The 22,312-nt window shown below is 68.2% G+C and carries 24 protein-coding genes; 12 read left to right on the plus strand and 12 right to left on the minus strand.

The features are described from left to right. Window positions 1-139: 139 nt before the first annotated feature. Window positions 140-808 carry a dihydrofolate reductase family protein gene (locus L0M17_RS16330; RefSeq protein WP_241055374.1) on the minus strand — a complete coding sequence of 223 codons (669 nt, stop codon included), beginning with the start codon at window positions 806-808 and terminating at the stop codon, window positions 140-142. A 76-nt stretch (window positions 809-884) separates the two neighbouring features. On the opposite strand from L0M17_RS16330, the gene L0M17_RS16335 reads away from it, so the two are divergent. Beyond that, on the plus strand, window positions 885-1,505 hold the full coding sequence (locus L0M17_RS16335; protein ID WP_241055376.1) for a nucleoside/nucleotide kinase family protein: 621 nt from the start codon (window positions 885-887) through the stop codon (window positions 1,503-1,505). Window positions 1,506-1,544: 39 nt separating this feature from the next. Here L0M17_RS16335 and L0M17_RS16340 read toward each other — a convergent pair whose 3' ends face one another. Next, window positions 1,545-1,748: a cold-shock protein gene (locus tag L0M17_RS16340; RefSeq protein WP_241055378.1), complete on the minus strand. Its 204-nt coding sequence runs from the start codon at window positions 1,746-1,748 to the stop codon at window positions 1,545-1,547. Between the two features lie 434 nt (window positions 1,749-2,182). On the opposite strand from L0M17_RS16340, the gene L0M17_RS16345 reads away from it, so the two are divergent. The 4 genes from L0M17_RS16345 to L0M17_RS16360 all read left to right on the plus strand — a co-directional run bounded on the left by L0M17_RS16345 (window position 2,183) and on the right by L0M17_RS16360 (window position 4,984). After that, complete coding sequence (locus tag L0M17_RS16345) at window positions 2,183-2,713, plus strand: hypothetical protein (protein WP_241055379.1); 531 nt, start codon at window positions 2,183-2,185, stop codon at window positions 2,711-2,713. Between the two features lie 263 nt (window positions 2,714-2,976). Further along, window positions 2,977-3,915, plus strand: coding sequence for a 5'-3' exonuclease (locus tag L0M17_RS16350; RefSeq protein WP_241055381.1), 939 nt, complete (start codon window positions 2,977-2,979; stop codon window positions 3,913-3,915). A gap of 97 nt (window positions 3,916-4,012) precedes the next feature. Further along, window positions 4,013-4,471, plus strand: a complete 459-nt coding sequence (locus L0M17_RS16355; RefSeq protein WP_241055383.1) for a hypothetical protein — start codon at window positions 4,013-4,015, stop codon at window positions 4,469-4,471. Between the two features lie 69 nt (window positions 4,472-4,540). After that, window positions 4,541-4,984 (plus strand): SRPBCC family protein, encoded by a 444-nt coding sequence (locus tag L0M17_RS16360; RefSeq protein ID WP_241053320.1) that lies wholly within the window; start codon window positions 4,541-4,543, stop codon window positions 4,982-4,984. Between the two features lie 320 nt (window positions 4,985-5,304). On the opposite strand, the gene L0M17_RS16365 is transcribed toward L0M17_RS16360, so the two are convergent. Both L0M17_RS16365 and L0M17_RS16370 read right to left on the minus strand, forming a co-directional pair. Further along, entirely contained in the window at window positions 5,305-6,228 is a 924-nt protein-coding gene (locus L0M17_RS16365) for an NAD(P)H-hydrate dehydratase (protein ID WP_241055384.1), read from the minus strand. Next, window positions 6,212-7,021, minus strand: coding sequence for a histidine phosphatase family protein (locus L0M17_RS16370; protein WP_241055386.1), 810 nt, complete (start codon window positions 7,019-7,021; stop codon window positions 6,212-6,214). The genes L0M17_RS16365 and L0M17_RS16370 overlap by 17 nt, the downstream gene beginning before the upstream one ends. A gap of 232 nt (window positions 7,022-7,253) precedes the next feature. On the opposite strand from L0M17_RS16370, the gene L0M17_RS16375 reads away from it, so the two are divergent. From L0M17_RS16375 to L0M17_RS16385, 3 genes are all read left to right on the plus strand, one after another. Beyond that, a complete protein-coding gene (locus tag L0M17_RS16375; RefSeq protein ID WP_241055388.1) occupies window positions 7,254-8,819 on the plus strand; it encodes a S53 family peptidase in 1,566 nt (521 codons plus the stop codon). A gap of 369 nt (window positions 8,820-9,188) precedes the next feature. After that, complete coding sequence (locus tag L0M17_RS16380) at window positions 9,189-10,808, plus strand: helix-turn-helix transcriptional regulator (protein ID WP_241055390.1); 1,620 nt, start codon at window positions 9,189-9,191, stop codon at window positions 10,806-10,808. 144 nt (window positions 10,809-10,952) lie between these two features. Continuing rightward, entirely contained in the window at window positions 10,953-12,071 is a 1,119-nt protein-coding gene (locus L0M17_RS16385; RefSeq protein ID WP_241055392.1) for a flavin-containing monooxygenase, read from the plus strand. A gap of 46 nt (window positions 12,072-12,117) precedes the next feature. Here the strand turns inward: L0M17_RS16385 and gvpJ (L0M17_RS23055) are convergent, their stop codons facing one another. From gvpJ (L0M17_RS23055) to L0M17_RS22985, 4 genes are all read right to left on the minus strand, one after another. Then, window positions 12,118-12,537 carry a gas vesicle protein GvpJ gene (gene gvpJ, locus L0M17_RS23055; RefSeq protein ID WP_241055393.1) on the minus strand — a complete coding sequence of 140 codons (420 nt, stop codon included), beginning with the start codon at window positions 12,535-12,537 and terminating at the stop codon, window positions 12,118-12,120. Next, complete coding sequence (gvpJ, locus tag L0M17_RS23060) at window positions 12,534-12,917, minus strand: gas vesicle protein GvpJ (RefSeq protein WP_241056484.1); 384 nt, start codon at window positions 12,915-12,917, stop codon at window positions 12,534-12,536. The genes gvpJ (L0M17_RS23055) and gvpJ (L0M17_RS23060) overlap by 4 nt, the downstream gene beginning before the upstream one ends. A 166-nt stretch (window positions 12,918-13,083) precedes the next feature. After that, window positions 13,084-13,641, minus strand: a complete 558-nt coding sequence (locus L0M17_RS16400) for an NADPH-dependent FMN reductase (RefSeq protein WP_241055395.1) — start codon at window positions 13,639-13,641, stop codon at window positions 13,084-13,086. Between the two features lie 293 nt (window positions 13,642-13,934). Next, a complete protein-coding gene (locus tag L0M17_RS22985; protein ID WP_372498036.1) occupies window positions 13,935-14,363 on the minus strand; it encodes an SPW repeat protein in 429 nt (142 codons plus the stop codon). Here L0M17_RS22985 and L0M17_RS16405 point away from each other — a divergent pair. Then, a complete protein-coding gene (locus tag L0M17_RS16405) occupies window positions 14,244-15,557 on the plus strand; it encodes a phosphatidylserine decarboxylase family protein (RefSeq protein ID WP_241055396.1) in 1,314 nt (437 codons plus the stop codon). The two genes, L0M17_RS22985 and L0M17_RS16405, sit on opposite strands and share 120 nt — an antisense overlap. 162 nt (window positions 15,558-15,719) lie before the next feature. Here the strand turns inward: L0M17_RS16405 and L0M17_RS16410 are convergent, their stop codons facing one another. Continuing rightward, window positions 15,720-16,214: a VanZ family protein gene (locus tag L0M17_RS16410; RefSeq protein WP_241055398.1), complete on the minus strand. Its 495-nt coding sequence runs from the start codon at window positions 16,212-16,214 to the stop codon at window positions 15,720-15,722. Window positions 16,215-16,657: 443 nt separating this feature from the next. Continuing rightward, window positions 16,658-16,924 (minus strand): hypothetical protein, encoded by a 267-nt coding sequence (locus L0M17_RS16415; RefSeq protein ID WP_241055400.1) that lies wholly within the window; start codon window positions 16,922-16,924, stop codon window positions 16,658-16,660. A gap of 639 nt (window positions 16,925-17,563) precedes the next feature. On the opposite strand from L0M17_RS16415, the gene L0M17_RS16420 reads away from it, so the two are divergent. Beyond that, a complete protein-coding gene (locus L0M17_RS16420; RefSeq protein WP_241055402.1) occupies window positions 17,564-17,731 on the plus strand; it encodes a hypothetical protein in 168 nt (55 codons plus the stop codon). Window positions 17,732-17,747: 16 nt separating this feature from the next. Here the strand turns inward: L0M17_RS16420 and L0M17_RS16425 are convergent, their stop codons facing one another. Together L0M17_RS16425 and L0M17_RS16430 are read right to left on the minus strand one after the other, a co-directional pair. Next, window positions 17,748-18,272 carry a hypothetical protein gene (locus L0M17_RS16425; protein WP_241055403.1) on the minus strand — a complete coding sequence of 175 codons (525 nt, stop codon included), beginning with the start codon at window positions 18,270-18,272 and terminating at the stop codon, window positions 17,748-17,750. A gap of 578 nt (window positions 18,273-18,850) precedes the next feature. Beyond that, window positions 18,851-20,161, minus strand: a complete 1,311-nt coding sequence (locus L0M17_RS16430) for an ISL3 family transposase (protein WP_241055405.1) — start codon at window positions 20,159-20,161, stop codon at window positions 18,851-18,853. A 186-nt stretch (window positions 20,162-20,347) separates the two neighbouring features. Here L0M17_RS16430 and L0M17_RS16435 point away from each other — a divergent pair, with 186 nt between their 5' ends. Both L0M17_RS16435 and L0M17_RS16440 read left to right on the plus strand, forming a co-directional pair. Next, on the plus strand, window positions 20,348-20,965 hold the full coding sequence (locus L0M17_RS16435) for a GtrA family protein (RefSeq protein WP_241055407.1): 618 nt from the start codon (window positions 20,348-20,350) through the stop codon (window positions 20,963-20,965). 174 nt (window positions 20,966-21,139) lie between these two features. Beyond that, complete coding sequence (locus tag L0M17_RS16440; protein ID WP_241055409.1) at window positions 21,140-22,225, plus strand: hypothetical protein; 1,086 nt, start codon at window positions 21,140-21,142, stop codon at window positions 22,223-22,225. The last annotated feature ends 87 nt before the right edge of the window (window positions 22,226-22,312 follow it).

The following is a 22,312-nucleotide window of genomic DNA, read 5'->3' on the forward strand; positions in this document are numbered from 1 at the left end:
ATAAGTTATAGAACAAATAGGGGCTGGAGGCAAGGTTGAGGCGGCTGCCCGACTGAGAGTGGGGCTGCAAGTCTGACCAGGCATGCAGGTTATTCCGACTTAGGAGCTCAGAATTAGGAGCTCAGAACCCTCATCTCGCTCAGGCGTACTGGGGGCGACCCCCCACGCGGTACGTGAGGGCCACGATGCCCGTACCGAACACGCGGGAGTCGATCAGGCCGAGTGCGAAGTCGAGGCCCTTCTCGGGGAACAGGCGTTCGCCCTCGCCGACAATCACCGGGAACTGGACCAGATTCAGCTCGTCCACCAGCTCGTTCTCGAGCAGCCAGCGCGCGAGCGCCGTACTGCCCACCACGAGCAGCTCTCCGCCGGGCTGTGCCTTGAGCTCGCGCACGCGGGCTGCGACATCGCCGGAGATGATCGTGGTCCCCTCCCAGGTCGGGTCGGCCACGGTGGTGGAGACCAGGTACTTCGGCTTGGAGCTGATCGCCTCGCCGAAGCTTCCGTCGTCGCTGCGTGCACCCCAGTATGTCTCGAACAGGCCGTACGTCCTCCGACCGAGCAGGAACGCGTCGGGTCGCCGCCACGTGTCGAGGATGTACTGCACGGCCTCGCCGTCGTTGAGCGGGAGGGCCCAGCCGCCCCGGGTGAATCCGGGGTCCATCTCCTCGTTGTTGCCGCCGTTCGCCTGGGCAACGCCATCGAGAGTGACTTGAAGGCTGATAGTGAGTTTCACGAACTTGTTCCCCTCTCCCATCAATGGGACGAACGGCTCCGCCGATGACGACGCCGCCTCAAGGTAGTGCATCCTGACCAGTGTCCCGCAGACACTCTCCCACGCCCGCAAACGGAATAACGTCCCCGCCGGAGGCGATAATCGACAGGTGCCCTCATACGCCCCGCTGACACCCGACGCACTGGTGTCCATGGTTGCCGACCGCTGCCTGGCGCGCGCGGGCCGGACCCGGGTCGCCGTCGACGGCGCTGAAGCGGCGGCCCCAGCCGATCTCGCAGGGAGAATCGCCGCGAGACTGCGCTCAACCGGCCGACCCGCAGAGGTGGTGGAACTGAAGGATTTCCTGCTGCCGGCCTCCCAACGGCTGGAGTTCGGCCGCGAGGACCCCGACAGCTACCGGGAACGCTGGTTCGACTTCGCCGCGCTGGCCCGCGAGGTGCTGGACCCACTCGCCGCACCTGGAGCAGCGCAGTGGCTGCCCCGGCTGCGCGACCCGGAAACCGACCGCTCGGTCCGCGCCCAGCGACAGCCGGCGCCTGGCGGCCTGGTCCTGCTGGTGGCGGGGCCCATGCTGCTGGGCCGCTGGCTGGACTTCGACCTGTCCGTCGCTTTACGGGTCGATGAGCGCGTGCTCCGCGAACGCACGCCAGCGGGCCTCGCTTTCACCGTGGACGGCGTCCTCGAGCACGATAGAGAAAACCGCGAGGAACCGGACATCCTGGTGCGGTACAACCATCCGGAACGGCCCGCCGTCGCGGTTACCGTTTGACCACGCCGTCGGGTCAGCCGAAGCGCTCCCTCTTATCGGTCAGAGGGGGCGGATCTTCTGGGCCTGGGGCCCCTTCTGGCCCTGGCCGACCTCGTATTCGACCTTCTGGCCCTCCTCGAGCGAGCGGAAGCCGCGCGCATCGATCTCCGAGAAATGGGCGAAGAGGTCATCCGAGCCGTCGTCGGGAGCGATGAAGCCGTAGCCCTTCTCGGAGTTGAACCACTTCACGGTGCCTGTAGCCATTGGTGCTGCCTTCCCCGCTGACGCCGCGGGCGCACGTTTGCGCCCAGCTCGAACGCCGTCCTTCAGGCCTCATCCTATGTGCGTCAGGTGGCAGGAGGGGAAGATGTGACCTGAGGCAGTTGGGACCGCATTCGCCAATGGCCTCCACAGCTTGAGCAACACGCGCGACACTTCCGTCATCCCGTCAATATCTGTGGACGTCTCGCATGCAGGCGCCTACTCTGGTGGCGGCGACGGAAGCAAGGATGAAGATGCTGTCGCAGGTCGCCGGTTTTCGTCGGCTGCGGGCTCACTCTGGGTGCCGCGGCTGGTGGCTCTGGGGGCGTGGTGGGAGTCCCAGATTCACACGGAGCGGCTAGAGCCGTCCGCGAATGCACTGCAATTGGCACCTTGGCGCCGGGGCCCCAGGGGCGCTTGAGAAAGTCAGCAAGAAAATGAGGTCCTCACTCCGCCGCGTCCTGATCCTGCTCGCGGCAACCCTGTTCACCCTGTGGGGCGGCATGACGGCTGCGTCGGCAACGACCAACTTCGCATACGCCCCGAGCGGGTCGCATTACGCCTCCGGCTACAGCGAGCCGGTGTGTTCGTTCAACAATGCGACCGCGACCGCGAGCTGTACGAACACACAGATCCAGGGCGTTGGCCATACGAACGCCACGGTGACGCTCACCGTCTACTCGAGTTTCACGGGCGTCTGCCACAACCCGGGCAACCACAACGTTGTCACCCCGTTCACGCGCACTGACACCACCAGCACACACAGCGATCTCGTCTCCAGCAGGAACGGCGGGCTCGTCGTCCCACCCCAGTCGACGACCGGTGAAAGCACGTCAGATTTCCTGAAGAACTTCTCGTGCCCGAACCCGAACTGGACCCCTGAGGTTACTCAGGCCCAGTACAGCTACCGGTACACGCTGGTCTTCGACGGATTCACCCAGCCGGCGATCCTGATCACGGGCCCGTAACCCGCAATATCGAGCTAGAAGGGAAATAAGGAGAAGCGGCCTCGGACGGCCTCCGGGACCGCCTCCTCCTCATGCACACCCTGGACCTGGGACCGGTATCGGCGTGCTGTCGTCCGGGTCCAGTTGCAGGGCAGACCGTCGCCCAGCCAGCTGCGATCGCCGCGACGGGGGGCCGGGCCGCTTCCCGTGCCGGTGCGCGCCTGACGAGTCAAGCCCGGGAGCGCTGGCGGACCATGTCAAGCGCGGCCATGTCAGGATGGACTATGACCGAGCGCCTCATGCTCCTCGACACCGCTTCCCTCTACTTCCGCGCCTTCCACGGCGTGCCCGAGACGATCCGGCGCGAGGACGGGACGCCGGTCAATGCCATCCGCGGCCTGCTGGACATGATTGCCCGGCTCACCGTGGACTTCGGCGCCACCCACCTCGTCGCATGCTGGGACGACGACTGGCGCCCGCGCTGGCGCGTCGACCTCATCCCCTCGTACAAGGCCCACCGCGTCGAGCGGCACGTCCCGGACGGCCCCGACGTCGAGACCGTCCCTGCCGGCCTTGTCGCGCAGATCCCCCTGATCCGCCACGTGCTGGGCCTCGCCGGGATCGCCGTCGTCGGCGCCCCTGAGCACGAGGCGGACGACGTCATCGGCACCTACGCCGCCCGCGCCGAGCTGCCCGCAGATGTCGTGACCGGCGACCGCGACCTCTTCCAGGTCGTCGACGACGCCCGCGGGGTCCGCGTCGTCTATACCGCCCGGGGCATGAAGAACCTCGAGACCGTGACCGACGCCGTGGTGGTGGGCAAGTACCGCGTGCTGCCCGAGCAGTACGCGGACTACGCCGTCCTCCGCGGCGATGCCTCGGACGGGCTGCCCGGCGTGGCGGGCATCGGCGAGAAGTCCGCCGCGGCCCTGCTCGGGCGGTTCGGCACGCTCGAGGGGCTCCTAGCGGCGGCCGAGGACTCCGACAGTGGGCTGTCGGCCCCGATGCGCGCCAAGCTCGCCGCAGCCGCCGTCTACCTTAAGGTGGCACCCACGGTGGTGAAAGTCGCCCGCGACCTCGACCTCCCCACCCTCGACGCCGCCGGGGCACGCCTCCGCGCGGTCGACGCCGGCCCCCGCCTAGAGCTCGAACGGCTCGTCTCGGCGTGGAACCTCGGCGGATCGGTCAAGCGCCTGCTCGCAGCGCTCGACCGGCACGGGTAACCATCCGTGCCAGCAGGAAATTCGACCTTCACGGGTTCAGGCGAAATCGCGTGATCGCGCGATGCGCCGGATAATGTCGGAGGAGCAAGCTGTTCCCATGAATGCCAACGAGCGCACAGTCGAGTTCGACCTGGAGGCGACCGCCGAACCGGAAAGGGTCCGCGACGCCCTGCTCGACTTCTCCGAACAGCGGCCCCGGCTCTGGCCCGGCATCGACCCCTCCTTGTACGAGGTCTACTCCGTCGGCGACACCACGGCCGAGGTCCGCGAGGGCAGCAGGGGCCCCGGAGACCGGGCGATCTGGGCCGGGGAGCACTATGACTGGTCGGACCCGGAGACCGTGCGCTGGACGGTGCAGGAGAGCAACTTCTCCGCCCCGGGGAGCTACGTCTCCGCCACCATCGGACCCCGGGCGGGCGGCGGCAGCATCGTCCACATCACCTGGAATCGGACCGGCAGCACGATGGCTGGGCGGCTGATCTGCAGGATCATCCGCATCACCCGGGGCAGGCCGGTGGCCGCCTCGTTCAAACGCGGCCTGGACCGCCTCCGCTAAGGCGCGCTGGGCACGCCCCGGGGAACCTAAGGCGCGCTGGCCCATTCTTGCAGGCGAATCGAGGCAGCCATGCCCACCATCGAAGAGTCCGTCGTCATCGCCGCGCCACCGGAGCGCGTGTATGACTACCTGCTCGACCCGGCCAGCTTCGCGCAGTTCAGCGGAAGCATCATCTACGCCGAGCTCGAAGGCGAGGGGCCCGTCCGGACCGGATCCCGTATCAGGGGAGCGACCAAGGTGCTCGGGCGCACCGTCGAATGGGTGGTCGAGTACACCGACCTCGACCGGCCCAACAAGCTGGCGACCCGCTCCGTGGAGGGCCGGATCGAGCTGTCCACCGCGTACATGATGGCGCCCCAGGGCGAGGGGACCCACCTGACCTACCGCCTCGAGACAGCGGCCGGGCTCGGCGGCATGTTCGGCAAGCTCGCCGACGCCCTCGTGAACAAGGTCTACGAGCGCCAGGTCCGCGCTGATCTCGCCACCCTCGCCGAGATCCTCACGGAGCACTGACCGGGCGGCCCCGTTCGGACCTAGGGTCTAGCAGATGACGACGCCCATGGGCGACGTCCCTCCTCATCGCCCAGGCCAGCGTCAGAAAGTCACCTTCTCGCGGAGAAGCTCCCTTGAGGGTGACTTCTGCGCGAGAAGGTAACTGCTTCGCTCGCGGACGGCCGGCCGCCTGGTGGCACTCGCCCAGCGTGCCCGGAAGAGCGCCTCCGTGTCCGCTTCCATCGTCTCGCGCCCGGTGAAGCACGTGCGCTGCGGTGATGGTGCGGCCGGGCTGCCCCGCTCCCGGCCCGGGGGATGCGGACGTGCCCGGCGCTTTAGGGTCAGGCGTTGTATTCGAGCATCAGGGCCGGCAGTTCGTCGGCGAGTTCGCGAGCGAGGAACCCGAGCGGGCCGAGCCTGCTGGCCAGCCGGTCGGCCGCGGCTGCGTGCAGGTGCGTGCCCCAGCAGGCCGCCTGCGCGCTGCTGGTTCCCCGGGCGCGGAGCCCGGCGATCGCGCCAGCCAGGACGTCCCCGCTGCCCGAGGTGCCCAGGCCGCCGTGCCCCGTGGTGATCTTCCACAGTCTCGGCTCCTCCGGATCCAGTCCGGCGGGCTGGGCGATCAGCCCCTGGCAGCTGACCACGGCGTCGAACCTGTCGGAGATCTCGGCGAGGTCCTCTTCGAGGTCGTCCACGTCCCGGCCCAGCAGGAGCGCGGCCTCGGTGGGATTCGGGGTCAGGATCAGCCGCCCGCGCCAGGGGTCCAGCCGGTCCTCCAGCGTCACTAAGGCGGCCAGGGCGTAAGCGTCGAGGACGACGGCGGGCCCTCCCCAGCGGTCAGTCCGGCTACCAGGGGGCGCCTCGCGTTCGAGCAGCGCGGCCAGCAGCTGCCCGGCAAGGTCGAGATCGTCGAGCCCAGGCCCCACCAGGACAGTGTCTGCTTGGTCCAGGTAGGAGGAGATCCGCTCTAGCTCGGGCCTGACCGAGCCGTCCACGGTTTCCGGCAGGCCGATCGAACCGCACTCGGGCAACGCCACCCCCAGCTGCACGGCCGCCGATTCGGCCACGGCCAGTGTGAGCCTCCCGGCCCCGGCGCGCAGGGCTGTTATACCTGCCAGCAGGGCGGCACCGGGGGTGGCCCGGGCCCCGCCGACCACCAGCACCGACCCGCGCGAGTACTTGTCCCGGCCCGGCGCCGGCAGAGGCCACTGCCGCAGGAGTGAGGGCGTCACCAGGGCGGGGCCGATGGAATCACCGCGGCCGGGCATCGGTTTCTCCGCCGTGCTCGGTGACCGCGACGCCCTGCTCGGCCAGATGATCGGCGACGTTGAAGCTCTCCAGGGTCCAAGGGCCCATGCCTGTGGGGCGGACGAACCGGGTGAGCGAGGCGTTGAGGATGACTTCCCTTTCTGCCAGGTCCAGCAGTTCCGCTTCGCTGAGGCCTTCGAGCACGTATCGGAACAGCATGATCACCGCGTCGTGACACACCAGCATCACCCGGTGCCCCATGCCCAGGCTGTTCAGCTCTGCTAGGACGGACCGCAGCCGAAGTGCCACGTCCGCCCAAGACTCCCCTCCCGGCGGACGGTAGTAGAGCTTGCCCAGCCACTCCCGGCGCTCGGACTCCTCGGGGTAGCGGTTCTGCACGCCCAACCGGGTCAGCCGGTCTAAGATGCCGAGCTCGCGGTCGCGCAGCCGCTCGTCGGTGCGCACCCGTAGGGGCCACCCTGCTGTCTCCGCCGCGATCTCGGCCGTTTGGCGGGCTCTGGCGTAGGGGGAGGACACCACCGCGTCCGGGCGGAGCCCCGCGGGGATCCGGGCCAGCGCGGTGCCCAGTGCCTTGGCCTGGTCCCGGCCTGTCCCGGACAGGTCGACGTCCGCGTCCCGTGCGGGAACGTCGATGACCTCCGCGCCGGCCTCACGCGCTTCCGTGGCCGCGACGTTGCCTTCGCTCTCACCGTGCCGGACCAGCAGCAGCTCCACCGCCCCGGCCTCCTGGACGGCCCCCGTGAGGCCCTCGCCGTCGTCCCCCGATTCCCTGTTCGCTGAAGCGTCCTTCAAGAAACCACCCCGTCCTTGCCGTGCCGGATCCCTGAACACTACCAATCGGCGTACCCGGGGGCGGCGGACCGAAACGGAGACCGGCGTCGCGCTCTGGCGGGGGCCGCGGGTCAGACCCATGTCGCGGGCACCTCGGCAGAAACGGCTGGCAGAGGGCCTGAATGTCGGTGCAGGCTGGGATGATCGTTCGACCACAAGGAACGACTGCATCAGTCAGTGGAAGGAGATTCCCATGTCCGAGCAGCGCAACCCACAGGCCGAGACGGAACCGAGCGTGCCTCTGGCGGGGTCCGAGCGGCCTCCGGCCCCAGGCCTCGCCTCGCAGCGCCCTGCCGACCCCTCCCAGCGGATCGAGGTCACCGTCGTCCTGCGCCGCCGGAGCCCGCTCCCGCAGCCGGGACCGGACGCCAGGCCGATGAGCCGCGAAGACCTGGCCGCGGACTACGGCGCCGCCGAGGATGACCTGCGGATCGCGACAGAGACCTTCACCCGACTCGGCGCAGAGGTCCTCGAGTCCGACCCTGCCTCCCGGCGCATCAGGCTTGCCGGAACCGTGGGACAGCTCGGCAAGATCTTCGGCACGAGCATCGAGGAAGCGACCAGCACTGCGCCCGACGGGTCCACCACATGGCACAGGCACCGCACCGGGGGCCTGAGCATCCCGGCCGACCTCGACGGGATCGTCACAGCGGTCCTAGGCCTCGACGACCGCCCCCAGACCCGCGCACAGTTCCGCGTCATCGCGCCCGCAGCGGCGGCCACGAGCTACACCCCGCCCCAGCTCGGCACGATCTACAGCTTCCCCACCGGCACGGACGGGACCGGGCAGACCGTGGCCATCCTCGAACTCGGCGGCGGTTTCGCCCAGACAGACCTGGATGCCTACTTCGCCGAACTCGGCCTCCCCACCCCGGCGGTCACGGCAGTCGGCGTCGACGGCGCCGCGAACCAGCCGGGCCAGGATCCCCAGGGCGCCGACGGCGAGGTGCTCCTGGACATCGAGGTCGTCGGGGCCCTCGCCCCCAAGGCCGGCATCGTCGTCTACTTCGCCCCGAACACCGACGCGGGCTTCCTCGACGCGCTCGTCGCTGCTTCGCACGCCACGCCTGCCCCCTGCGCGATCAGCATCAGCTGGGGCCAGAGCGAAGACGCCTGGACGGCCCAGGCACGCACCGCGCTGGACCAGGCACTGGCCGACGCCGCGGCCCTCGGCATCACCGTGACGGTCGCCGCGGGCGATCGAGGCAGCAGCGACGGCGCCTCCGACGGCAAGAACCACGCCGACTTCCCCGCCTCGAGCCCCCACGCCCTCGCCTGCGGGGGAACGCGTCTGGAAGCCGACCCCTCCACCGGCGCGATCTCCTCGGAGACAGTCTGGAACGACGGGCCCAGCTCCGCGACCGGGGGCGGGTACAGCGACGTGTTCCCCGCCCCCGCATGGCAGAACCCGCCCGCCTCGGGAACGCAGGCGGCCAGCGGACGCGGCGTCCCGGACGTGAGCGCCGTCGCCGATCCGCAGACCGGCTACCGGGTCCGGGTCGACGGCAGCGACCTCGTCATCGGAGGCACCAGCGCGGTGGCGCCGCTTTGGGCTGCCCTGATCGCCAGGCTAGCGCAGGCCACGAACCGGCGGTTCGGACTCTTCCAACCCCTGCTCTACGCCCAGAAGGCAGGCTTCCGGGACATCACCAGCGGGAGCAACGGCACCTACCAAGCCGGGCCCGGCTGGGACCCCTGCACCGGCCTGGGCACTCCCGAGGGCAGCGCCCTGCTCCAGGCAATCTCATCTTCCCGCTGAATCCCCCGCCGTAGCCGGGCCCACTGCCCCGTCCGCGAGGGAGGCAAGACGACGCCTCCTCGCGGGCTAGGCGGCCAGGAGACCAGAGCTGGGCGGTCTCCCCGCCCGGGGCGATAGGTTCATTCTCAGCCACCGAACCGGTATCGGCAGCGCGCACCGGCGGGATTTTGTCCTGCGGAGAAGTCCCGCCCTACAGGGGAGTTAGAGGGGGACATTTTGGTACGGGACTTTGGGTGAACCACTGGTAGACGTCGGTAATCGGCCGAACACCGAGGACGACGGCGAGCCGCAGCCCGGCGATCAGCTTTCGGCCGTCCGCGACGCTGACTTCCACCCTGCTCCGATCTATGCTCTGAGCGAGGTGGTCCCATGCCCCACGCCCGGACCGATGACGGTCGGAAGCTCTACGACGCCCAAGCTTGGGCGGCGGCGCTTGAGGCGTTCGCCCAAGCCGACCGCGAGACACCACTGCCCTCTGCCGACCTGATGCCCTTCGGCTTCTGCGCTTTCCTGCTCGGACACGAAGAGCAGTCGATCGACCTGCTCGGGCGTGCGTTCCGGGGATTCCTTGGCGCCGGGGACGGGGCCGCCGCCGCTCGGGCCGCGTTCTGGCTCGCGTTCGTCCATGAGTCGCACGGAGATCCTGCTCGTGCCGAAGCGTGGGGCCGGCGGCTTGCAGAAATCGTCGAGGACGCTGGTCTGGGCGCAGAGCGAGCCCTGGTCTGCTCGGGGCTCGGCCATGTCGCCCTTGCGTCCTCGGATCCCGAGGTCATCCGTCATGCGCTCGATCTCTCCCGGGAGGCCATCGAGCTCGCCCGACCGGTCGGGGACACCGACACCTCTGTCCTGTCCCGGCTGAGCGCAGGTTGGGCCCTTCTACGGCTTGGGAGCATTGACGAGGGCCTCGCCGAGCTGGACGATGCGATGGCTGTGGTGACCTCCGGCGAGGTCCAGACCCCGATCGTCACCGGGGCCGCCTACTGCTCGGTCATCTCGGCCTCGCTGCGCACGGCCGACGTCGCCCGTGCCCGGGAATGGACGACGGCTGCCTCGGACTGGTGCTCCCGCAACCCCGAGCTGGTGCCATTCCGCGGCGAATGCCTCGTGCACCGGTCGGTGGTCAAGATGCTCGACGGCGACTGGCCCGGCGCGCTGGCCGAGGCGACACGGGCCAGCGAGCGGCTCCATCCCGCCGATGTGGGCCTTGCCAGATACCAGATGGGCGAACTGCACCGTCTCACGGGCCGGTTCACCGAAGCCGAGAACGCCTACCGCCTCGCCAATTCGGCAGGACGCCGCCCGGAACCCGGCCTCATGCTCCTGCGCCTCGCGCAGGGTCGGGCCGAGGCGGCCGAAGTGTCGGCGCGGCGCCTCGAGCGCGAGCTCGCCTCCAACGCGGAACGGGCCGAATTCCTCCCCGCCTACGTCGAGGTCATGGCCGCAGTAGGCGAGGCTGGACTCGCGCAGGCCGCAGCGGACGAGCTGGCGGACATGGCCAACGCTGCTCATGGCCCCGTCCCCTCGGCCCGGGCCCTCACTGCCGCGGGCATCGCACGCTTCGCCGCTGGGGAAGCCCTGGGCGCGGCCTCGAGCCTCCGCGAGGCGTCCCTTCGCTGGCATGACCTCGGTATGCCGTACCTCGAGGCCAAGGCGCGGGCTTCGCTCGGAAGGTGCTACGCCGCACTTGGCGACGACGATGCGGCCGCTCTCGAGATCGAGGCCGCTCGCGGAGCCTTCGAACGGCTGGGGGCGGGCCCAGACCTCGCAGCCATCCTGGGCCACCTGCCCTCCTCGTCCGGACCGCTCACCCCACGCGAGGTCGAAGTGGTGCGCCTCGTGGCAAAGGGGCTGACCAATCGCGGCGTGGCCGAGGAGCTCGTACTGAGCGAGAAGACCGTTGCCCGGCACTTGGCCAACATCTACACCAAGCTCGGCATCGCCTCTCGCACGGCGGCCACCGCCTACGCCTACGACCACCACCTGCTCTGACGCCCCCGCGCTGCCGCAGGTGCACAGAATTGCCCATGCCCCTGGCTGCCGTTCTGCATGATCCGGCCGACGCGGCGTCCGTTGCCCGGCCGTACCGTCGATTCATCAGTAGAAGAGAAGGTCCGGAAGGGTCGGGAGGACATCATGACTGGCATGGAGCCGCTCGCGCCGCTCGCCACCGCGGGGCGCCGCATCGAAACAGCGATCATCGGCGGCGGCCAGGCGGGGTTGGCCGAAGCCTACTGGCTCCGTCGAGCAGGTCGGGAATGCGTGGTGTTCGAGGCACGCAAACGCGTCGGCGACCAGTGGCGAGAGCGGTACGACTCCCTGCGGCTGTTCACGCCCGCGTGGGCCGACGGGCTGCCCGGGATGACGTTCCCGGCTCCGAGATCGTCCTGGCCGACAGCACGCGAAGTGGCGGACTACCTCGAGGGGTACGCCGACATGATCGGTGGGTCGCTGTGGGCCGGCGTTCGGGTGGACTCCGTGGAGATGTTGGGTGACGGATCCTTCGTCATCTCCACGACCTCCGGCCAGTGGCATGCGCAGAACGTCGTCGTCGCCACGGGCAGCGACGCCGCCCCCAAGATCCCGGAGGTCGCATCCCAGCTCGATCCCGGCATCCGACAGCTCCACTCAAGCCAGTACCGCAACCCGGCACAGCTCCTCCCCGGACCGGTCCTCGTCGTGGGGGCGAGCCAATCCGGCGCCGACCTGGCGCTCGAAGCCGCCCAGGCAGGGCACGAGACGTGGCTCTCCGGGCGCCACCCCGGCGAGCTGCCCGTGAACGAGCGGATCGCCGGGCCGTTCTTCTGGTTCGCCCAGAACTACGTCCTCACCCTCAAGACACCCATCGGCCAAAAACTGCGGCCCGTGATACGCCACGGCGGCTCACCACTGATCCGAACGAAGCGCGCAGACCTCGACCGGGCGGGCGTCCACCGCACGCCCGCCCGCACAACCGCGTCGATCGACGGGAGGCCGACGCTCGACGACGGGACAGTCCTCGACGTCGCCAACGTCCTCTGGTGCACGGGCTACCTGCCGAGCTATGCCTTCATCCACCCCGCCGTCATCGGACCCGACGGCTATCCCACAGAGACGCAAGGCGTGGCCGCCGACGTTCCGGGTCTTTTCTATCTGGGCCTGGTCTTCCAACGGGGGTTCTACTCGCATCTGCTGGGCGGAGTGGGCCGCGACGCGAAGTTCATCGCCCAGCTGATCAGCGAGCGAGCCCTTTCCCGGAACACAGTCGCCGCCTGATAAGCACACCTGCAGCCCCGGGCACGCAAACCGCACGGTGGATGCTTCAGTCCTCCTCGTCGGGCTCCTCGCTGCCGAGGATTGCCTCCTTGACGGTGTCCTTGATGTTCGTGACCGCCTCCTTGACGGTCTCGATCGCGTCCTCGGTCCTGTCCTTGGCGACCTTGTGTGCGAGGGTCTCGGCGGTCTTCTCGGCCCCCTTCTTCATCACGTCTGGCAGGGTGACGTCTCGGTGCTGTTGGAGGTCCAGCCGGTTCGTGGCCTCGGCGAAGCGCAGGTAGGTGTCGACGCTGGCCACCACGATGCGGGCGTCCACCGTCAGGACCGAGATGCCCAGGAGGGACACGCTGACGTAGGCGTCGATCACGAGCCCCTTGTCGAGGATGACGTTCAGCACGTCGGCCAGGGAGCTCGAGTGGGGGCGGTCGAGGTAGCCGCCGTACGACTGGGAGGAGGGGGCGGTCATCCCTCTCTCCGCCGTGCCCCTGCCTCCCGCGGTCGGCTCCGCTCGGGCTGCGGGCCATCCCGGTGCTGCTCCCGGCTGCGCCGCTCGCTGGAGCCGTCGCCGTCGTCCCTTCTGCTGTCGAGCATCTCCGGCAGCCCGCGGCCGCCGCGGGAATCGATTTCGAGGCGCCCGGCGGCTTCGGCGAAGCGCAGGTAGGTGTCGATGCTCGCCATCACGGCACGCAAGTCGACGGTGAGGACCTCGATGCCCACGAGGGAGAGCCTCACATAGGCGTCGATCACGAGCCCCTTGTCGAGGATGACGTTGAGGACCTCGGCGAGGGAGCTCGATTGGGGGCGCTCAAGGTAGCCTGCGCGCGGCTGGTACTGGCTCACTGTCATCTGGTCCACTTCCTTCATCTCTCAAGGCGAGACCGATGGATTGGAATACCCGCAGTCGAAGGCTTGAATCACGCCTCTCGGCGGCCCTGGCCTCCACATCGTTCGGTCGCAGGAACGCCGCCCGGGGAAAGCGGAAGCGGCGAGCCGGGTGCAGGCTCGGCCGCGTTCATTCCCTAAGGGGTTTGAGGGCTCCTGCCCAGGCTGCCACCTGCTCCAGCATGGTGGCGAGCTGGTCTTCGGCTGCAGGGCTGGGGGTGAAGGTGGTGTAGTCCTGGAATTCGGTCGCGAAGGGCAGGGCGACCTGAGCGCGCACGTCGGCCATCTGCAGCTCCCCGGCGATCAGCCGCAGGTTCTCCACCGCGCGGACCCCGCCGGCGCTTCCGTAGCCGACGAAACCGGCAGCCTTGTTGTTCCACTCGGCATAGATGTAGTCGAGGGCGTTCTTCAGGGCGCCGGGGACGGAATGGTTGTACTCGCCGGTGACGAAGACGAACCCGTCGAACGGCTCCACGGCCCTCGCCCACACCTTGGTGTGCTCGTGCTCGTACCTGCCAAGGGAGGGAGGGAGCGGCTCGTCCAGGAGCGGGAGTTCGAAGTCCGCCAGGTCGAGGATCTCGAACTCGGCCACCTGGAGCCCGTGGGCCTGTTTGAGCACCCAGTCTGCGACCTGCCGTCCCCGCCTTCCGGGGCGGGTGCTTCCCACTACGATCGCGATTCTTACCATGTCATCGTCCTCCTAGGCTTCTGAAGAGACATATGGAATACGGTCCGCCTTCTCTGCTGGCTGCGGCGTCGAGCTGCGGGCCAGTGCGGGTGAGGTAGCGCGTGCCGACGGACGTCGGTCAATGAGCAGCCCCAAGATCTCGTGGTCCTCGCAAATAGCGCTGGGACGGCAGGAGAATCACAGCGGGGCTGGGCGAAACGGCGGGCCGACAGGCCTGCCGTGATCTGGGTGCAGCCCGATGGCGCATTCCTCCGTCCCTCTGTCGGGCTGCGGACTTGTCAGAGCACGCTGCTTCACTCATTTGCGAGCCTAGACCCGCTGCGCCGGGCATTCAGCGTGTGACGGTATGCGGCGGAAGACGGCCCGGCGGAGCCCCCCTTCAGGGATGGCCGCGGCGCGGTGGGCGCCGCGGTGGCGACGGCTGCGATGGTCCCGGTGATCCAGGACGTCCAGGCTGCCCCCGTGTGGTCGTAGTAGGCGCCGATCCACGGGGAGATGAACAGAAGGACGCCGAGGGCGCACCGGGCGTACTCGAGCCATGGAATGCCGGGCTGCCTGGGTGGGTCACGTGTGTCTTCAGGAATACTGGGGAACTGGGGACCATGACAGAACGCGACCACAAGCAGCAAGGCGGATGGCTTCCGGAGCAGGATGACCTCGAGGCGTGGCTGCAAGGGCACGCCGAGCGTACGGAAGACTCCGATGCGGAGACGCGATGGCACCCGGCCGTGCAGCAGTTCCACCAACTCGTGACGTCGGACCCGACCCTCCGCATGTACGCGACGAACATGATCGAGCAGGTGCCCTCGTCGAAGCCGTACCAGCAGCGGCACCTGCACAGCTTCGAGCAGATGCTCTCACTGGTCAATGCTGTCCTGACCACGGCGCCGGAGTTCAGCGAGGGGTCGATGATCACTACCCCGATGGCCGGGATCCTCGACTGGACCATGGGAACGCCGGCCGGTTTCGCGTTCTACCGCGACCCGCGCGTCAACGAAGGCCTCAAAGACATCCTCAACGCCTGGTGCGCCTTCCTCGACAGTGAAGAATCCCTGTACGTGCTGAACGAGTCGGACACCGGGTGGAAGAGCGATAAGGCCCAACAGGTGGTGGGAATGAACCAGTTCGCCCACGACCCAGCTGACCCGCACTGGGGATTCACGTCCTGGAACGACTTCTTCACCCGTCGCTTCGCCGATGGGGAGCGTCCAGTGGCCGGCGCGGACGACGACCGGGTGATCGTCAGTGCCTGCGAGTCAACCCCCTACAAACTCAGCACCGACGTGCAGCGGCGGGACGAGTTCTGGGTCAAGAGCCAGCCCTACTCGCTCGAGGACCTGCTCGCGAACGACCCGGCCGTCGATCAGTTCGTCGGTGGGACCGTCTATCAGGCGTTCCTCAGCGCCACGAACTACCACCGCTGGCACAGCCCGGTCTCGGGCACCGTGGTCCGCGCCTACGTCCAGCCCGGCACGTACTTCTCCGAGGCGGACTCAGAGGGCGCGGACGCCGTGGAACCGACCACTTCACAGGGGTATCTCGCCCACGTGGCCAGCCGCGCCATCATTCTGATTGAGGCGGACAACCCGGCGATCGGACTCGTCGCCGTCGTCCCGGTCGGGATGGTCGAGGTCTCCTCCTGCGTGATCGGCGAACACGTGGTCCCCGGACGCCACCTCGAAAAGGGCGACGATCTCGGCTACTTCCAGTTCGGCGGCTCCACAGAGTGCGTGATCTTCCGGCCCGGAGCCGTCGAGTCCTTCGCACTGCAGGCCATCCCGCAGACCAGCGTGTCCCCCGTGCAGGTCAGGTCGCACCTGGCCACGGCTCCCGGCGGAACAGCTGATGGCCTCGGCGGAGCGGTGGCCGTCCAGACGTGGGCAGCTGACAGTGCCGAGAACGAAGTCCTTGCCTGAAATCGTCGTCCTCGAGGCAAGAACCGGCGGCGATTCGGCGAGGGTGCGAGGCCCGACACGAGCCCCTCACCCAGACCAGTTCGAGTCCCGGTTCCGACCCCTCCGACGCCGCCAAGCCGAAGGCCCAGCCCGTCACGGGCTGGTGGCCACCGGATGTTGTGTTCACATGTGTAGTCGGACGATGAAGAAGAAGTAGCACCAGACCGGCATCGAAAGCAGAGACAACACTGCCATCGCGGTCCGTAACCGGGATCGCTCGCGCAGGATCGCGGAGAGCAGCCGGAACGCGAGCATTCCGATGAGTCCTCCGGTGCAGTTCAGGATCACGTCGTCGATGTCCGACGCTCCAACCGCGAACACGCCCTGAATGATCTCTACGGCAACGCTGACCGAGGCGACCGTGAGCATGGTCAGCCATGCGGCCGCCCGGTGTCGGAGCCACGATGCATAGACTCCGAGCGGGATGAAGATCAGGATGTTCCCGACGACGTTGGCGAACGCCACTTTCCCGGTCCCATGAGAGTGGCTGAACGCATATTGGGTGATACTTGCGAACGGGATGAGATTTATCGATCTCTCCGAACCCGGTGCACGAGAGAAGAGAAGCAGCTTCAGCAGGAAAGCCGCGTAGAGGGCAAAGACGGCGAAGATGGCCACCGTCTCCGCTTTCGCCCGGTTCGTGGCGAGTCGCCAACTCGGCACATCATCCATGACCGCGGCGGGTTTTGGTTGCACACCCATCCGCAGGACGGTACAGAGGGAACCTGTCGTGCTCCTGTGAGATCTGGATTCGACAACCGTCGCCGAGGAGCGCGATGGTCGCCCTCAACGACGCGACCGTCACCGTCAACCCGGCGAGGGGTTCTCCTCCAATGGCTGGGGGGGTCTGGACCAAAGTCCGCTGAGCCCCCGAAGGGAGGGAAGCCGCGATGCGATGGGCTTCGGCGGCATCCTCCGGGCTGAGACCGAAGGTGCCCTCGAGCTCGTCGGCGTTGGGGATCTCTCGGCAACGTTCGAACATGGCCCGATGTGTTCGGACACCCTGCCGGCGATCACCGCCGAAGCCCATTCCCTAGGGGAAGAACTGGATGCTGCCTGTGTCAGTACTCGCGCCGCTCTTCGGCGATGATGTCCGGGTCGGCCTCGAAGGCGGGCTTCAGGCTCTCGTCCTCGTCCGCTGCCCCGCTGTCGAGCAGCTGTTCGGTGATCTCCTCCGGGTCGCCTCCCGGCGCCGGAAGATCGTCGGGGTCAACCATCGCGCGCCTGCCACTGGGCACCGACACGTCGGGCTCCACCTCCACTTCCGCCAAGGGGTCGTCCCTTTCGCCCAAGGCCCAGCTCGGGTCGTGGTCCTCAATGCTCGCCATCGCTCTTCCTCCCTGCTCTTGGCCTGACTCGTCCTGTCCCCGGAGAGCCCGATGACGGGAGGGGACGGTCATGCCTTACCCGTCGGCGGTCTTTGAACACTCCCGCACCCCGTTGTGTCGGTCGCCTCTCGGGCCGCGGGCTCGGCTGCGGCCCCGGCACGGTCCGCACCTAGGGGGTCCCAGAAGAGCCACCGACCCGAGGGAGCCATCAATGTCCGACCCGACCCGCCGACCCGCCGCTAAGCGCGACCGTGCCGAGCGCACGCTCTTGTACCTCAAGTACGTTGACGACGCCCGGCTGGAGCAGATCGTGGAGTTTCGCAGCGTGCACTCATCCAGCTCGCTAGGCACTCAGAGTGGGAGCGGATCGGTGACGGGCTCACGCTCGAACGGCTCCGCATCCACGGCGGCACCCGATACCGGGCGGAGCTCCTGCGCCGCGAGGTCGCCGGCCTCCGCCGCGAAGTTCAATCCCTGAAGGAGAACCGGCAGTGAACGAAGTGGAGAATCCGGCGCTGCGCCGGTTCCGGGTCATGCGGTCCAACTACCACAAGCCGCACCACTGCCCGGACTGATCCTGGCCTGCCCTGAAGTGGGGCAACGGAGGCTGCCCTTCCGGGTCCCTCGCCAGCCTCGGTTGTGGGTACGGGAAGTGGGACCACCGGAGGTCTCGCCCGCCCGGAGTGCCGCATCTACATCCTGCCGTTCGTGATGCGGAAGGTCGACCCGACGTACCACATCTCGAATCTCCGTTGGAAGATCTACATGGCCCGCCGCTACGGCTGGCACCACCTGCTCCGGCGGTGACCCGGGCAGGCGAGGATCAGTCGCAGAAGGCGCAGACTCCGGAGGCGGACAGCTCGAGCCCGTGCACCGGGCAGACCGGGCGCGGCTCGCCTGCGGCCTTCTTCTGAGGGGTGACCTTCGCCTCGTTCCTGGCTGTCAGCCTCGGCTGGGCGTCCGCCGGAACGTCGTCCGCGTACTTCCAGTAGCAGTCGAGCCTGGCTGCGGCCGGTGCCGTCTCCCGCTCCAGCTCCGTGGCCGGCAGGTCCTTCCTAGCAACTCGCAGGACCTCGTCGAAGCCCTCTCCGACCTTCCCGTCGCTCGCGTGGACGACCAGCGACGTCAACTGCGGCAGGCCACGTTCATTGCCGAGGTGGATCACCTTGTTCAGGAGCCTGCTGCTGAAGTTGGGCATCAGCATGTCCGTGCGGATGCGAGTCTCGTCGAAGATCCGGTCGCGGAGCTCCCCGTAGGTGATGTAGGCCCCGTAATCCCCGGTTACACCCTCCAGAATCGGCACCGCAGCGGCTGCCCACTCGTTGAGGTTCTGCTCGAACGTGGACATACGGCCCGACGTCCCCGGCGTTTCGCCTGGCCCTCGTCTGCGGATCCTTCTGAATCGCGCTGTTCCTGCTGACCCCATCGTGGATGAACGATACTGGGGTTGCGAAATGTCAATGCCCGGGACTTCTTCTGAGGATTTCGAGAATACTTCCCCGGCCCAGAAGGTTCCCTCTCTTGCACTAGTTGGAAGGACTTCCAAAACTGGGTGGGTCATGGCTCCAGCAAGAACCCGCGGCCAAGAAACTTCGCAGCTAACGGAGCCTGATTCTTCAGCGACTCGCGATGCGCTCACCGTCGTGAGCACGGCTGACCGGCAACCGTCTTGGGCCCTTTGGCCCTACGCACCTCGCAGACAGGTATCCACCAGAGACGTGACTGCGTAGGGACCAAGTAGCGTTGGCCAATGGCCTGCTTTTTTTCGGGTACTGACTTCTCATGCGGCTCCATCAGTCCGCTTTGTAGGGTCGAATTGAAAAGGCACCCGCCGAGTATTTAGCCCTGACCTAGCAATTGCTTTGAAAGACAGCTATGCCTATAGCTGTCTTTTCTCTGCACCAAATAGGACACCGCTTTTATGGCTCATCGCAATCGGGGGTGTAGTTGGGGCCTGAATCCGCCGGTTTCGAGCAGTGCTCTGGCGATGTAGTTTGTGAGGTTGCGGAATCCGAGGGCGGAGCCGCGGAGGTGCTCGAGCCGGCCGTTGATCGCCTCGGTGGGGCCGTTGGAGGTCCCGGGCCGGTCGAAGTAGGCGAGCACGTCCCCGGCGCGGCGCTTGAGCGTGCGGCCGAGCGTGATGAGCTCGGTCAGCGCGGCCGGGACGCCGGTGCTGAGGGCGTCGATCACGGATCGCATCAGGGCCCGACCGCGGGCCCGGTCCTCGTCGCGGTAGGCGGCGATGACGCGCTGGTAGATGCCCCAGGTCGCCTCGACCTCGGCGTGGTCGTCGGCGGCGAAGAGCGCTTCGAGCCGTGCGCTCTGCTTCTCGGTGAGGAGATCGTGCCCGGTGTGCAGGGTCCGGCGGGCGGCGTAGAGCGGGTCCCCGGTGCGGCCGCGGTGGCCGAGGGTCTCCTGCTGGATCCGCTGGCGGCACCGGTCCAGGGCCTCGCCGGCCAGCCGGACGACGTGGAACGGGTCCATGACCTCGACCGCGTCCGGGAGCTCCTCGGCGGCTGCGGTCTTGAACCCGGTGAACCCGTCCATCGCGACGACCTCGATCCCGTCCCGCCACGCCTTCGGCCGGGCAGCCAGCCAGGCCTTGAACGCGTGCTTGGAGCGTCCCTCGACCATGTCCAGCAGCCGCGAGGGCCCGGTGCCGTCGCGGATCGGGGTGAGGTCGATGACCACGGTGACGTACTTCTCCCCGCGCCGGGTGTGCCGCCAGACGTGCTCATCGACGCCGATGACCTTCACGCCGTCGAACCGGGACGGATCGCCGATCAGCACCCGGTGCCCCTCGGCCAGGACGGCGGTGTTCGCGGTGTGCCAGGACACTCCCAGGCCGCCCGCGACGCGGGCGACCGTGAGGTGCTGGCACACGATTCCTTCCAGTGCCCAGCGCAGCCCTGCGCGGGAGATCTTCGCCCGCGGCTCCGCGGCCTTGGCGATGTCCTGCCGCCACACGCGGCCGCACCCCGTGCACTTGTAGCGACGCACCCTCACCAGCAGCGTCGTCGGCCGCCAGCCGAACGGCTCGTGGGCGAGCCGACGCGTGACCGTGCCGCGCGCGATGCCCTGCGCACCGCAGGAATGGCACCACTCGTCGGGCTCCACGACGCGGCACTCCAGCACGGCCCGGTCCGGCCCGAGGCGCTGCCCGACGGCTTCGAGGCCGAGCCCGTCGAGCCGGCAGAACGTGGAAAGGTCAGGAGCCAGGAAGGTACCGTGGGACACGTCGAGGTCTTTCGGATGGGCGGCGTAGGAACCACCATCATCGGAAGACCTCGACCCCTACCCGGCCAACGACGCGCCCACCCCGACTACACCCTCAACTGCGAAGAGCCGCTTTTATATCGGTCGCGCCGGATCCCGGGCGCGGCCAGTTCGCGCTCGGCCCTTTTTCTACGTCAGGGATTTCAGATGCGCGAACTTTCAATGCACGGTGCGGCAGAGGCCACAACGACGCCTCCGCCTCGCCTTCCACGCCCCAACTCAGCTTCTGCTGCTGGCACGATTCCGGCATCGGCGAGGGCTTGGGCTGGACGGGCGGCAGGCGCCCCTCGCCGAGTCGTCGCCCAGGTAGGCCTGTCGGAGTCCGGCCGCTTCGGGCGCCTGGTCCGTTTCGGGGCAGTCGGGGTCAGCGGGCTCGTGGTGAACCTGCTGGCTTTGGCAGTTCTCCTGATCACGCACCTTGGCTCCCGTGTCGTCGGAGGCGACATCCTCAGTGCGATCATTGCCACCCAGCTGGCAGTCGCATGGAACTTCGGCCTCACCGAACGCTGGGTGTTCAGAGGGCAGCGCGGCCACTGGATGCGCCGACTGCTGCCGTTCTGGATGCTCAGCTGCGCCGCCCTGGTCGCCCAGTTGCCTCTGGCTGCCATGCTCCAGCCCCTGCTGGACGGCTCCTACCTGATGGCCACGGGCGCGGCGGTATGCCTGCTCATGGTGACCCGGTTCGCCGTCTGCGACCTCTGGCTCTACCCACGTCGCACCACCGTGAGCCACTGGGTCCGGCCGACTCCCGACCCGGCCCCCTGAGTGGCCATGCAGATCCCCAACGCACTCGGGACGAGGACCGGCCGACGACGCAGGCGGCCCGGCGGCTGGCGCACAGCCGCATGCCTGGCAGTTGCACTACTCGTCCCCTCCTTGACAATCGGACGGTCCGCGCAGGCGAGCCCCCCGCCGCTGCCCGCCCCATCGCTGCAGCAGGTGAACACTGCCATCGCCTCCGCCCAGGGCTACCTCGACGGACTGTACAAGCCGCTCCCGGACGGGCAGTCCGTGCAGAGCGAGGACTACGGGCTCCCCCTGCGCGTGTACTTCCCCGAGTATCGCCAATGGGTGCTCCTCGGGCAGGGCCGCGCTGGGGACTGCATCCCGCAATGCACCGGCGCCAGCTCCATCACACCAGTCACCGCCAGCACGACGACGGAGGCCTACGCCGTCTCCTTCTCCAGCCCCTCGAAATCAGACGCATTGCGCGTCACCGTGTCGCTGGACTGGGCCTACCGTCCCGGCCAGTTCAGCATCACCCTCTCAACCCCACAGCTGAACGACAGGTCCACCAGCGCCCAACTCTGGCTCGACGACGTGCCGCTGGCGACCTACTCCTCCGGCAGCCCAGCCGTATCGATGACGCGCTCCTTCCCCACCGCCGAGCGCAGCCTGCTGAGGAGCCTCCGCTACACTGTCCGGCACGGCACCCAAGAAGCGTATCTCTACACGACGAGCCTCGGCGACAGCGCCCGCGCGGACCGGCTCGCGGCCTTCCTGCGGGCCAACGGCTTCACTCCCGGGGTCGACCTGCGGGCAACGATCTTCGGGCAGGGGCGGAACCTCCCGGAGGACCTGCCCTTCCTCTCCTCCGGCCCCGACAACGCCTACGCCGACTGCGACCACATCCCGGCCCCCGGAACCACTGCCTACCCCTACACCAGCAAGGTCTGCAGCCTCGGAGTCGATACCTTCCTGCTGGCCGGCCGCCGCGACCCGTTCCTCCAAGCGACCCAGGCCCTGCAGACCCTGACCAACCACAGCGACCCGAACAGCCCCTACCCTCCCCTGGTCTCCCTCGGGCTCGAAGGAGGAACACCCGCACAGACCGCGGACCACCTCCAGCAGGTCTGGGACGCCCTCGGCTACGGCATCCCGGCCTGCACCCCCCTGGGCTGCGATCCCGGCCGGGCCTCCGGGCTGCGGACATTCGTCTTCGGCTCACTGGAAACGACCCTCGGCTACACCTACGGGCAGGTGAGCCGGCAGCGGTACGCCGACAACGCCGCCGCTCAGGCCTGACTTGCACAGGTGAAGCGGGGTGTGGAGTGTTTCCGCAGGTCAGGATGGGGTTTGGTCCCGAATTGGGGCACTAGCCGGTAGCCTTCT

Source organism: Sinomonas terrae (assembly GCF_022539255.1).
GTDB lineage: Bacteria > Actinomycetota > Actinomycetes > Actinomycetales > Micrococcaceae > Sinomonas > Sinomonas terrae.